Raw genomic sequence first — 12,820 nt, 5'->3', positions numbered from 1 at the left:
GCTCGGCCGGGTCACCAGGACGAGGGGAGCGGTGTTGAGCGACCGGCTGTTCACGCGCGAGGAGCTGGCACTCGATCCCGTCGACCTGGCCCGGCTGCTGCTCGGCTCGGTGCTGGAAGCCGACGGTCCGGACGGCACCGTCGGCGTCCGGCTGGTCGAGGTCGAGGCCTACCGCGGCGAGGACGACCCGGCGTCGCACTGCTACCGCGGCCGGACCCCGCGCAACGCCGTGATGTGGGGTCCCGCGGGGCACCTGTACGTGTACTTCGTCTACGGGATGCACTTCTGCGCGAACATCGTCGGCTCCCACGACGGCGTGGCGGGCGCGGTGCTGCTGCGGGCGGGCGAGGTCGTCACCGGCCTCGACGTCGTCCGCAAGCGGCGCCCGTCCGCGCGCGGGACCGGCGAACTGGCCAAGGGCCCGGCCATCCTGACGTCGGTGCTCCGCGTCGACCGCGAGCAGAACGGCGCCGACCTGACCGATCCGGGCTCGCCGGTCCGGCTCTACGCGGGCGAACGGGTGCCGGACGAGCTGATCCGCACCGGCCCCCGCGTCGGCGTCGCGATGGCGATGGAGACGCCGTGGCGGTTCTGGGTCGACGGCTCACCCGCCGTGTCGACCTACCGCCGGGGCGGGAAGCGCCGGGTCCGACCCGCCAGTTAGTCGGTTGACCAGGTGCGGGAGGATCTACAGGCGTGAGCGAACACATCCTCGACGAGCTGTCCTGGCGCGGCCTGATCGCGCAGTCCACCGACATCGACGCCCTCCGGCGCGAGCTCGACCAGGGTCCCGTGACGCTCTATTGCGGCTTCGACCCGACCGCGCCCAGCTTGCACGCCGGCAACCTGGTCCCGCTGCTCATGCTCAAGCGCTTCCAGCGCGCGGGGCACCGGCCCATCGTGCTGGCCGGCGGCGCGACCGGGATGATCGGCGACCCGCGCGACACCGGCGAGCGCACGCTGAACACCCTCGACGTCGTCGCCGAGTGGGCCGGGCGCATCCGCGGCCAGCTCGAGCGGTTCGTCGACTTCGACGACTCGCCGACCGGCGCGATCGTCGAAAACAACCTGAACTGGACCGGGCAGCAGAGCGCCCTGGAGTTCCTGCGCGACGTCGGAAAGCACTTCTCGATCAACGTCATGCTCAACCGGGAGACGGTGAAGCGGCGGCTCGAAGGCGACGGCATGTCGTACACCGAGTTCAGCTACCTGCTCCTGCAGTCGCAGGACTACCTGCAGCTGCACCGCCAGTACGGCTGCAAGCTGCAGGTCGGCGGGTCCGACCAGTGGGGCAACCTCGTCGGCGGGGTCGACCTGATCCGCCGGACCGACGGCGCGAGCGCGCACGCGCTGACCGCGCCGCTGGTCACCGACGCCGAGGGCCGCAAGTTCGGCAAGTCCACCGGGGGCGGGAACCTCTGGCTCGACCCGGAGATGACCTCGCCGTACGCCTGGTACCAGTACTTCGTGAACGTCGGTGACGCCGACGTCATCCGCTACCTGCGGATGTTCACCTTCCTCGACCGGGAGGAGATCGCCGCGCTGGCCGAGGACACCGAACAGCGCCCCCACCTGCGCGCCGCGCAGAAGCGGCTGGCGGAGGAGTTCACCGTCCTCGTGCACGGCGAGGAGCAGACCCGGCAGGTCATCACCGCCAGCCAGGCCCTGTTCGGCCGCGGCGAGCTCGGCGACCTGGACGAACGCACCCTCGACGCGGCGATGGCCGAGGTGCCGAACGGCAAGGTCGACCCGTCGGGCGAGCCGACGATCGTCGACCTGCTGCTCGCCGGGGGACTGGTGGACAGCAAGGGCGCCGCGCGCCGCACGCTCAAGGAGGGCGGCGCGTACGTCAACAACGTGAAGATCGCGGACGAGGAGTGGAAGCCGGCGCCGGGCGACGCCCTGCACGGCAAGTGGCTCGTCGTCCGCAAGGGCAAGCGCAACGTCGCCGGCGTCGCGCTCGGCGGCTGACCGGCCTCCGGCGGCCCGAAACAGGGGCCTGGCCTGCGGGAACGCGGTTAAGGTACCCCCCTGTTCCGGGCCCCTGGAGGGGGTGTAAAGTTCTCCAAGTCGCCAGGGAAACCGGGTGGCCGCCGGGACACGAACCAAGCTCTCGCGGATCGCGATTGAGTGGGTGTCCCGCCAAAAACTGCTAGGAATGACTCGCTTCGAGCGGGCCGCTGGAACGCGGCGAACTCGGGGTGTGTTGCTTGAGAACTCAACAGTGTGCTAGTGAACTAAGCCAGTAGAGCTTATATATGAAACCCCCTCGTCGGGGTTTCCTTTGAGAAGCAAGAAATTGCCTCGATTAAACTATTCATTGTTGGAGAGTTTGATCCTGGCTCAGGACGAACGCTGGCGGCGTGCTTAACACATGCAAGTCGAACGCTGAACCACTTTCGGGTGGGGATGAGTGGCGAACGGGTGAGTAACACGTGGGTAATCTGCCCTGCACTCTGGGATAAGCCTTGGAAACGAGGTCTAATACCGGATATCACCTCCTACCGCATGGTGGGTGGTTGAAAGTTCTGGCGGTGCAGGATGAACCCGCGGCCTATCAGCTTGTTGGTGGGGTAATGGCCTACCAAGGCGACGACGGGTAGCCGGCCTGAGAGGGTGACCGGCCACACTGGGACTGAGACACGGCCCAGACTCCTACGGGAGGCAGCAGTGGGGAATATTGCACAATGGGCGCAAGCCTGATGCAGCGACGCCGCGTGAGGGATGACGGCCTTCGGGTTGTAAACCTCTTTCGCCAGGGACGAAGCGCAAGTGACGGTACCTGGATAAGAAGCACCGGCTAACTACGTGCCAGCAGCCGCGGTAATACGTAGGGTGCGAGCGTTGTCCGGATTTATTGGGCGTAAAGAGCTCGTAGGCGGTTTGTCGCGTCGGCCGTGAAATCTCCACGCTTAACGTGGAGCGTGCGGTCGATACGGGCAGACTTGAGTTCGGTAGGGGAGACTGGAATTCCTGGTGTAGCGGTGAAATGCGCAGATATCAGGAGGAACACCGGTGGCGAAGGCGGGTCTCTGGGCCGATACTGACGCTGAGGAGCGAAAGCGTGGGGAGCGAACAGGATTAGATACCCTGGTAGTCCACGCTGTAAACGTTGGGCGCTAGGTGTGGGCGACATTCCACGTTGTCCGTGCCGTAGCTAACGCATTAAGCGCCCCGCCTGGGGAGTACGGCCGCAAGGCTAAAACTCAAAGGAATTGACGGGGGCCCGCACAAGCGGCGGAGCATGTGGATTAATTCGATGCAACGCGAAGAACCTTACCTGGGCTTGACATGCGCCAGACATCCCCAGAGATGGGGCTTCCCTTGTGGTTGGTGTACAGGTGGTGCATGGCTGTCGTCAGCTCGTGTCGTGAGATGTTGGGTTAAGTCCCGCAACGAGCGCAACCCTTATCCTACGTTGCCAGCGCGTCATGGCGGGGACTCGTGGGAGACTGCCGGGGTCAACTCGGAGGAAGGTGGGGATGACGTCAAGTCATCATGCCCCTTATGTCCAGGGCTTCACACATGCTACAATGGCTGGTACAGAGGGCTGCGATACCGCGAGGTGGAGCGAATCCCTTAAAGCCGGTCTCAGTTCGGATCGCAGTCTGCAACTCGACTGCGTGAAGTCGGAGTCGCTAGTAATCGCAGATCAGCAACGCTGCGGTGAATACGTTCCCGGGCCTTGTACACACCGCCCGTCACGTCATGAAAGTCGGTAACACCCGAAGCCCATGGCCCAACCCTTCGGGGAGGGAGTGGTCGAAGGTGGGACTGGCGATTGGGACGAAGTCGTAACAAGGTAGCCGTACCGGAAGGTGCGGCTGGATCACCTCCTTTCTAAGGAGCACAACACATCCAGTGAGCTCAGCTTGCTGGGGTGGCCAGGGTTTAACACCCGAATGTGGTGTTGTTCTGGTTGCTCAAGGAATTGTGGAACTACTGGTTAAGGCTCACCGCGGTAGTGATACCGCCGGCTAGTACTGCGGAGCTTGCTTCGCGTGGAACCCCGGTCGTGGAGCTGGGTGGTGGGTTGTTCGCTGTGCACACTGTTGGGTCCTGAGGCAACACGCCGAGGGGCTAACCCCCCTAGGGACGTTTGTTTCTGGTGTGGTGTTTGAGAACTGTAGAGTGGATGCGAGCATCTTTGTGGTCAAGTTGTTAAGGGCACATGGTGGATGTCTTGGCTTCAGGAGCCGATGAAGGACGTAGGAGGCTGCGATAAGCCTCGGGGAGCTGTCAACCGAGCTGTGATCCGAGGATTTCCGAATGGGGAAACCCAGCACCAGTGATGTGGTGTTACCCGCACCTGAATATATAGGGTGTGTGGAGGGAACGCGGGGAAGTGAAACATCTCAGTACCCGTAGGAAGAGAAAACAACCGTGATTCCGTGAGTAGTGGCGAGCGAAAGCGGAAGAGGCTAAACCGTGCGTATGTCAAGCTGTCAGGCGTTGTATGTGCGGTGTTGTGGGACCCGCCTTGAAGAGACTGACATTTCTTCGGGTTGTTGTGCTGGTTAGTGGAACCGCTTGGGATGGCGGGCCGGAGTGGGTGAGAGCCCCGTACGCGAAAACCAGTTTCAAGGACCTTGGTGGTGTTCCCGAGTAGCAGCGAGCTCGTGGAATTTGCTGTGAATCTGCCGGGACCACCCGGTAAGCCTAAATACTTCCTGAAGACCGATAGCGGACGAGTACCGTGAGGGAAAGATGAAAAGTACCCCGGGAGGGGAGTGAAAGAGTACCTGAAACCGTGTGCCTACAAGCCGTCAGAGCCTGTGATGGGTGATGGCGTGCCTTTTGAAGAATGAGCCTGCGAGTTAGTGCTGCGTGGCGAGGTTAACCCGTGTGGGGTAGCCGTAGCGAAAGCGAGTCTGAATAGGGCGATTGAGTCGCGTGGTCTAGACCCCGAGCGGAGTGATCTACCCATGGCCAGGGTGAAGCGACGGTAAGACGTCGTGGAGGCCCGAACCCACTTAGGTTGAAAACTGAGGGGATGAGCTGTGGGTAGGGGTGAAAGGCCAATCAAACTCCGTGATAGCTGGTTCTCCCCGAAATGCATTTAGGTGCAGCGTCACGTGTTTCTTGCCGGGGGTAGAGCTACTGGATGGTCTAGGGGCCTTACCGGGTTACCGAAATCAACCAAACTCCGAATACCGGTTAGTGAGAGCGTGGCAGTGAGACGGCGGGGGATAAGCTTCGTCGTCGAGAGGGAAACAGCCCAGAACACCAGCTAAGGCCCCTAAGTGTGTGCTCAGTGGGAAAGGATGTGGGATTGCCCAGACAACCAGGAGGTTGGCTTAGAAGCAGCCACCCTTGAAAGAGTGCGTAATAGCTCACTGGTCAAGTGGTCCTGCGCCGACAATGTAGCGGGGCTTAAGCACACCGCCGAAGCTGTGTCATTCATGCGTTACATCGGCTTCACTCCTTGAGGGTGTTGTCTAGTGGTATGGATGGGTAGGGGAGCGTCCTGCATCCAGGGAAGCGGCGGCGGAAGCCAGTCGTGGAGGGTGTGGGAGTGAGAATGCAGGCATGAGTAGCGAATGCAGAGTGAGAAACTCTGCCGCCGGATGACCAAGGGTTCCTGGGCCAGGCTAATCCGCCCAGGGTAAGTCGGGACCTAAGGCGAGGCCGACAGGCGTAGTCGATGGACAACGGGTTGATATTCCCGTACCCGAGCATGTGCGCCCATGACGAGGCGTTTGATACTAACCACCCAAAGCCGTCGCTTGAAGCCTTCGGGTGGATGGTGGTGTGGGAGCGTGGGACCTGATTTCGTAGTAGTCAAGCGATGGGGTGACGCAGGAAGGTAGCTCCGCCAGGCGATGGTTGTCCTGGTGTAAGCGTGTAGGCCGAGTGGTAGGCAAATCCGCCACTCACGTAGGCTGAGACGTGATGCGTAGCCGTTTGAGGCGAAGTAGAGTGATCCTATGCTGCCGAGAAAAGCCTCTAGTGAGTGCATGCACGGCCCGTACCCCAAACCAACACAGGTGGTCAGGTAGAGAATACCAAGGCGATCGGGTGAACTGTGGTTAAGGAACTCGGCAAAATGCCCCCGTAACTTCGGGAGAAGGGGGGCCAAACATCCTGAAGCTTTTTACAGGCTAGGGGTGGGTGGCCGCAGAGACCAGCGGAAAGCGACTGTTTACTAAAAACACAGGTCCATGCGAAGTCGCAAGACGATGTATATGGACTGACGCCTGCCCGGTGCTGGAACGTTAAGAGGACCGGTTAGCCTTTCGGGGCGAAGCTGAGAATTTAAGCGCCAGTAAACGGCGGTGGTAACTATAACCATCCTAAGGTAGCGAAATTCCTTGTCGGGTAAGTTCCGACCTGCACGAATGGCGTAACGACTTTCCGGCTGTCTCAACCACAGGCCCGGCGAAATTGCACTACGAGTAAAGATGCTCGTTACGCGCGGCAGGACGGAAAGACCCCGGGACCTTTACTATAGTTTGGTATTGGTTTTCGGTTCGGCTTGTGTAGGATAGGTGGGAGACTGTGAAGCTGCAACGCTAGTTGTGGTGGAGTCGTTGTTGAAATACCACTCTGGTCGAATTGGGAATCTGAACCTCGGGCCATGATCTGGTTCAGGGACAGTGCCTGATGGGTAGTTTAACTGGGGCGGTTGCCTCCTAAAGAGTAACGGAGGCGCCCAAAGGTTCCCTCAGCCTGGTTGGCAATCAGGTGTTGAGTGCAAGTGCACAAGGGAGCTTGACTGTGAGACAGACATGTCGAGCAGGGACGAAAGTCGGGACTAGTGATCCGGCACCTCCTGGTGGAAGGGGTGTCGCTCAACGGATAAAAGGTACCCCGGGGATAACAGGCTGATCTTGCCCAAGAGTCCATATCGACGGCATGGTTTGGCACCTCGATGTCGGCTCGTCGCATCCTGGGGCCGGAGTAGGTCCCAAGGGTTGGGCTGTTCGCCCATTAAAGCGGCACGCGAGCTGGGTTTAGAACGTCGTGAGACAGTTCGGTCCCTATCCGCCGCGCGCGTAGGATACTTGAGGAAGGCTGTCCCTAGTACGAGAGGACCGGGACGGACGAACCTCTGGTGTGCCAGTTGTTCTGCCAAGGGCATGGCTGGTTGGCCACGTTCGGAAGGGATAACCGCTGAAGGCATCTAAGCGGGAAGCCTGTTCCAAGATGAGGTATCCCACCCTTTGTGGGTTAAGGCCCCCAAGAGACCATTGGGTTGATAGGCCAGAAATGGAAGCACAGTAATGTGTTGTCGAGTTGACTGGTACTAATAGGCCGAGGACTTGTCTACGAAGATGTTGCGCATCCACTCTACGGTTCTGAAACACCACACGGAAGCGTGTGTGTTGTTTCGGAGTGTTTCGGTGGTTATAGCGTCAGGGAAACGCCCGGTCCCATTCCGAACCCGGAAGCTAAGCCTGACAGCGCCGATGGTACTGCAACCGAAGGGTTGTGGGAGAGTAGGACACCGCCGAACTTACCTTCCGTACGGCCCGTTAGGATAGCCAGTTGGCTGCCCTAACGGGCCGTACGCGTATGTCCAGAACAAGATTTTTCCATGGCAGGAGGCCAGGTGTCCGAGTTCGGTCGACGAGACTCAAGCGATGATGGGTCCGGCCGATCGGCACGCCGGGACGAAGGCTCCCGGGACCGGTCGGACGCACCCCGGGGAGACCGGCGCGGAGCGCGCCAGGACCGCGGCGGCCGCGACGGCGGACACCAGGGCCGGCCTCGCCGCGACGACCGCGGAGTCCGCGGCGGCGGCAAGCCCTTCCGCGGCGGCGACGGTCCCCGTGACCGCGACCAGCGCGGAAGCGGCACAGGTCAGAGCCGCGAGAGCGGCCGCGACGACCGCCGCGGCACCCGCGACTCCGGCACCCGGCCGAGCGGTGGCTACGGCGGCCGCAACACCGGCGACCGCGACTCCGGCAGCCGGCCGAGTGGAGGCTACGGCGGCCGCAACAGTGGCGATCGCGACTCCGGCAGCCGGTCCAGCGGTGGTTACGCGGGCCGCAGCGGCGGTGACCGGGACTCCGGCAACCGATCGAGCGGAGGCTACGCAGGCCGCAACAGTGGTGACCGGGACTCCGGCAGTCGGTCGAGCGGTGGTTACGCAGGCCGCAGCGGCGATCGCGACTCCGGCAGCCGGTCGAGCGGTGGCTACGGCTCCCGCAACAGCGGTGACCGGGACTCCGGCAACCGATCCAGCGGTGGCTACGGCGGCCGCAGCGGCGATCGCGACTCCGGCAACCGATCGGGCGGAGGCTACGGCTCCCGCGATTCCGGCCGGTCGAACAGTGGCTACACCGGCCGCAGCGGTGATCGCGACTCCGGCAGCCGCTCGAGCGGTGGCTACGCCGGCCGCAACAGCGACGACCGTCGCGGCGGTGGGTACGGCAACCGGGACTCGGGCAGCCGGCCGGGCGGCTACAACAGCCGGAACACCGGCGACCGCGATGACCGTCGCGGCGGCAGCTACAGCGGGCGGACCTCGGGCGACCGCGACGACCGCCGCAGTGGCAGCTACGGCAGCCGGGACTCCGGCGGTCGTGACGACCGTCGCGGCGGTGGCTACAGCGGTCGTGACTCGGGCAGCCGCGGCGGTGGGTACAACCGCGACTCCGGCAGCCGGTCGGGCGGTGGCAACACCGGCGACCGCGACGATCGCCGCGGTGGCGGCTACGGCGACCGTGACTCGGGCAGCCGCGGTGGTGGGTACAACCGCGACTCCGGCAGCCGGTCGGGCGGCGGCCGCAGCAGCGACGATCGGCGCAGCGGCGGGTACACCAACCGCGACTCGGGCGGTCGCGATGACCGGCGCAGCGGCAGCTACAGCGGTCGCGACGACCGGCGCAGCGACGGCGACCGGGACTCCGGCCGGCCGAGCAGCGGCGGCTACAGCGGCCGCGACTCCGGCGACCGCGATGACCGTCGCAGCGGCAGCCACGGCAACCGCTCCGACGATCGCGCCGGGCGGCCGCAGGGCAAGGCGTCCTACGGGGATCGCAAGCCGCGGTGGGAAGGCCGGGGTGCGGGGTCCGGTGGGGACTTCAAGCACCGGGACGACCGTCCCGTGCGTGGGCCGAGGCCCAAGGTCGGCGCCGCGCTCGATGACGAAGCTCTGGCCAAGGAGCTCCTCGAGGCGCCAGAGCTGCCCGAGGACGTCGAGTTCTCCGACCTCGACGAAGACGCTCGCCGCGAGCTGAGGACGTTGCCGAAGGGGCTGGCCGAGACCGTCGGGAAGCACCTCGTCGCCGCCGGGGGGCTGATCGACAGCGATCCCGAGGCCGCGCTCGAACACGCCAAGTACGCCAAGGCGAAGGCCTCGCGCGTGCCGATCGTCCGGGAAGCGCTCGGGCTCGTCGCCTACCACGCCGGCAACTGGTCCGAAGCCCTCTCCGAACTGCGGGCCGTCCGGCGGATGACGCGGACGGACGACCACATCGCCATCATCGCCGACGCCGAGCGGGCTCTCGGCCGGCCGGAGCGGGCGCTGGACCTGGCGAAGGAGGCCGACACGGCGAAGCTGCCGAAGGCCGTTCAGGTCGAGCTCGCGATCGTCGCCGCCGGGGCGCGGCGGGACCTCGGGCAGCTCGACGCCGCCGTCGTCTCACTCCAAGGCGATGACCTCAAGGCCGAGAAGCGTGACCCGTGGAGCGCGCGCCTCTTCTACGCCTACGCCGACAACCTCGCCGCCGCCGGGCGCGAGGACGAGGCCGTGCGGTGGTTCCTGAACTCGGCCGAGGCCGACGAGGACGACGAGACCGACGCCGCCGAGCGGGCCGCCGAACTGGCCAACGGGCCGAAGGACGAGGACCAGGCCGCCGCCGAAAAAGCCGAGACCGATGAGTGACGCCCTGCTCGCGGCCTACGACGCCGTCCTGTTCGACCTCGACGGCACCGTCTACCACGGCGCCCGGGTGATCCCGGGCGCCCCGGAGACGGTCCGCGCGGTCCGCGAGCACGGCACACCCGTCCGGTTCGTCACGAACAACGCCTCCAAGGCGCCCGGTGAGGTCGTCGCGCACCTCACCGGTCTCGGCATGCCCGCCGGTGTCGACGAGGTGCACACCAGCGCGCAGGCCGGCGTCGTCCTGCTGAAGGACCGGCTCGCGCCCGGGGCCGAGGTCCTGGTCGTCGGCACCGAGTCGCTGGCCGCCGAGGTCGCCGGGGCGGGGCTGACGCCGGTGCGGGAAAACGGGGACGACGTCAAGGCGGTCGTCCAGGGCCACTCGCCCGACAACACCTGGGCCGCGCTCGCCGAGGCCTGCCTGGCCATCCGCGCGGGCGCGCTGTGGGTCGCCTGCAACGTCGACGCGACGCTGCCCAGCGAACGCGGCCTGCTGCCCGGCAACGGCTCGATGGTCGCCGCGCTGCGCACCGCCACCGACGTCGAACCCCTCGTCGCCGGGAAGCCGCAGCCGCTGCTGTTCGAGACCGCTGCCCGCTCGGCGGGCGCGGAGCGGCCCCTGGTCGTCGGCGACCGGCTCGACACCGACATCGCCGGCGCGGTCGCCGCGGGCATCGACTCGCTGGTCGTGCTCTCCGGGGTCGCGACGCCGCGGCAGCTGATCGAGGCCGTCCCCGCCGAACGCGGGACCTACCTGGCCAAGGACCTCACCGCGCTCACCGAGCGGCCCGAGGACCTCAAGATCGGGCCGCGTCCCGGCTGGTCCGTGACCACCCGGGACGGCGTCCTGGAAGCGACCGGCGACGGCGACGACCTGGACCTGCTCCGCGCGCTGTGCCACGTGGCCTGGGAGACCGGTGTCACCGAACTCGGCGAGGACGCGAAGGCCCGGCTGCACTGACTGCTACCGTTCGCAACGTGCATCCCTACCCCGTCCCGGGCCCTCCGCCCGGTTCGTTCTCGCAGCAGACCGACCCGCGCGCCGGCATCGACGAAGCCGTCGCCGGGCTGGACGACCTGGACGCGCTGCCGCTCGCCGAGCACGTGGAGCGTTTCGACGCCGTGCACACCGAGCTGACCGTCGCCCTGTCCAGCATCGACAAGGTCTGACCGGCGTGCCCAAGCGGGCCCGCCTCGACGCGGAACTGGTTCGGCGCGGCCTCGCCCGGTCGCGCGAACAGGCGTCGGCCCTGATCACCGGCGGCAAGGTCACCGTCCGCGGCATGGTGGCCAGCAAGCCCGCCACCGGCGTGGAGACCGACGCGCCCATCGTCGTCAAGGACGAGGACGACCCCGGCTGGGCTTCGCGCGGGGCGCACAAGCTGCTCGGCGCGCTGGAAGCGTTCACCGACCTGAGTGTCGAGGGCAAGCGCTGCCTCGACGCCGGCGCGTCCACCGGGGGCTTCACCGACGTCCTGCTCCGCAACGGCGCCGCGACCGTGATCGCCGCCGACGTCGGCCGCGGCCTGCTCGACTGGCGGATCCGCACTGACGAACGGGTCGTGGTCATGGACCGCACCAATGTTCGCAACCTCTCTCCCGACGACCTCGGCGGCCAGGTCGACGTTGTCGTCGGAGACCTCTCGTTCATCTCCCTGAAGCTCGTGCTGCCCGCGCTCGCCGCCTGCGCGCGCGAAGGCGCCGACCTGGTGCCGATGGTCAAGCCGCAGTTCGAAGTGGGCAAGGACCGGCTCGGCAGCGGCGGTGTGGTCCGCGACCCGGAACTGCGTGCCGAATCCGTGCTCACCGTCATCGACGAGGCCGCGAAGCTCGGGCTCGCGCTGCGCGGGGTGACCGCGAGCCCGCTGCCGGGGCCGTCCGGGAACGTCGAGTACTTCGTGTGGCTGAAGAAAGAACACGTGGCCGAGTCCACTGTGGACGCGGTAGACAGGTCTGAGGCCGAGCGGCTCGTCCGAACCGCCGTCGAGGAAGGGCCCGCATGACCACGGAACGTGAAGTGCTCCTCATGGTGCACCCCGATCGCGAGGCGACGGGCGAGGCCGCGCGCGAGGTTTCGGCGCGCTTCGCCAAGGCCGGCATCCGGATCCGGGTGATCGAGCAGGACGTCTGCGCGCTGATCAACCCCGACGAGCACGGCGTCGGCGCCACCTGCACCGTCGTGGACCCGGACGACAACCCCGCCGAGGGCGTCGAGCTGGTCTTCGTCCTCGGTGGCGACGGCACGTTGCTGCGCGCGGCCGAGCTGGCCCGGCCCGCCGGGGTGCCGGTGCTGGGCGTCAACCTCGGGCGCGTCGGCTTCCTCGCCGAGGCCGACTCGGACGCGCTGGCTGACACCGTGCAGCGCGTCGTCGACGGCGACTACCAGGTCGAAGAGCGGATGACCATCGACGTCACGGTCAGCCACGGCGGCGAAGAGGTCGCCCGCACCTGGGCGCTCAACGAAGCCAGCGTCGAGAAGAGCACGCGCGAGCGGGTCCTCGACGCGCTGATCGAGGTGGACGGCCGGCCGGTGTCGGCGTTCGGCTGCGACGGTGTGCTCTGCGCCACACCGACCGGTTCGACGGCGTACGCGTTTTCGGCGGGCGGCCCGATCATCTGGCCGGACGTCCAGGCGCTGCTGGTCGTGCCGAGCAACGCGCACGCGATGTTCGCGCGGCCGCTGGTCGTCTCGCGGGACTCGGTGATCACCGTCGGGATCGACCCGGACGGCTCGTCGGCCGTCCTGACCTGCGACGGGACCCGGCACATCGACCTGCCGCCGGGCGTGCGGGTGCGGGTCACGTGCGGCACGACCCCGGTGCGGCTGGTCCGCCTGTGGGACGGGCCGTTCACGGATCGGCTGGTCCAGAAGTTCTCGCTGCCGGTGAAGAGCTGGCGCGAGCGCCACGCGCACCCCGGCGAATAGGCACCGTTCGGCGCTTCGTTCGAACATATCGGCGACTCGCCGGGTGCCCGCACGCGCAGAGTGTC

General features: G+C 66.0%; 7 protein-coding genes and 3 rRNA genes. All 10 read left to right on the top strand.

All coding sequences use genetic code 11. The features are described from left to right. Positions 1–34 precede the first annotated feature (34 nt). On the top strand, positions 35–664 hold the full coding sequence (locus AB5J73_RS44110; RefSeq protein ID WP_370965443.1) for a DNA-3-methyladenine glycosylase: 630 nt from the start codon (positions 35–37) through the stop codon (positions 662–664). Positions 665–696: 32 nt separating this feature from the next. After that, on the top strand, positions 697–1,971 hold the full coding sequence (tyrS, locus tag AB5J73_RS44105; RefSeq protein WP_370965441.1) for a tyrosine--tRNA ligase: 1,275 nt from the start codon (positions 697–699) through the stop codon (positions 1,969–1,971). 349 nt (positions 1,972–2,320) lie between these two features. Beyond that, a 16S ribosomal RNA gene (locus AB5J73_RS44100) occupies positions 2,321–3,840 on the top strand. 311 nt (positions 3,841–4,151) lie between these two features. Continuing rightward, a 23S ribosomal RNA gene (locus AB5J73_RS44095) occupies positions 4,152–7,270 on the top strand. Positions 7,271–7,339: 69 nt separating this feature from the next. Beyond that, positions 7,340–7,456 (top strand): 5S ribosomal RNA (gene rrf / locus AB5J73_RS44090). The 16S, 23S and 5S rRNA genes sit together here, the layout of an rRNA operon. Before the next feature lie 96 nt (positions 7,457–7,552). After that, the gene (locus AB5J73_RS44085) at positions 7,553–9,832 is read left to right on the top strand and encodes a hypothetical protein (protein WP_370965439.1); all 2,280 of its coding nucleotides are present in this window, start codon (positions 7,553–7,555) and stop codon (positions 9,830–9,832) included. Then, entirely contained in the window at positions 9,825–10,790 is a 966-nt protein-coding gene (locus tag AB5J73_RS44080) for an HAD-IIA family hydrolase (RefSeq protein WP_370965437.1), read from the top strand. Before AB5J73_RS44085 ends, AB5J73_RS44080 begins: the two co-directional genes overlap by 8 nt. A gap of 17 nt (positions 10,791–10,807) precedes the next feature. After that, entirely contained in the window at positions 10,808–10,999 is a 192-nt protein-coding gene (locus tag AB5J73_RS44075; RefSeq protein ID WP_364464766.1) for a hypothetical protein, read from the top strand. Between the two features lie 5 nt (positions 11,000–11,004). Beyond that, positions 11,005–11,832, top strand: a complete 828-nt coding sequence (locus tag AB5J73_RS44070) for a TlyA family RNA methyltransferase (protein WP_086855723.1) — start codon at positions 11,005–11,007, stop codon at positions 11,830–11,832. Further along, a complete protein-coding gene (locus AB5J73_RS44065; RefSeq protein ID WP_370965435.1) occupies positions 11,829–12,755 on the top strand; it encodes an NAD kinase in 927 nt (308 codons plus the stop codon). The genes AB5J73_RS44070 and AB5J73_RS44065 overlap by 4 nt, the downstream gene beginning before the upstream one ends. The last annotated feature ends 65 nt before the right edge of the window (positions 12,756–12,820 follow it).

The organism is Amycolatopsis sp. cg9 (assembly GCF_041346945.1).
In the GTDB taxonomy this organism is placed as follows: Bacteria; Actinomycetota; Actinomycetes; order Mycobacteriales; family Pseudonocardiaceae; genus Amycolatopsis.
This window is presented reverse-complemented; position numbering and strand designations above follow the sequence as displayed.

What these genes read in the sequence shown, in the direction of transcription:
- AB5J73_RS44080 (WP_370965437.1), top strand. Translation starts at nt 9,825, where the DNA reads ATGAGTGACGCCCTGCTCGCGGCCTACGACGCCGTCCTGTTCGACCTC.
- AB5J73_RS44065 (WP_370965435.1), top strand. Translation starts at nt 11,829, where the DNA reads ATGACCACGGAACGTGAAGTGCTCCTCATGGTGCACCCCGATCGCGAG.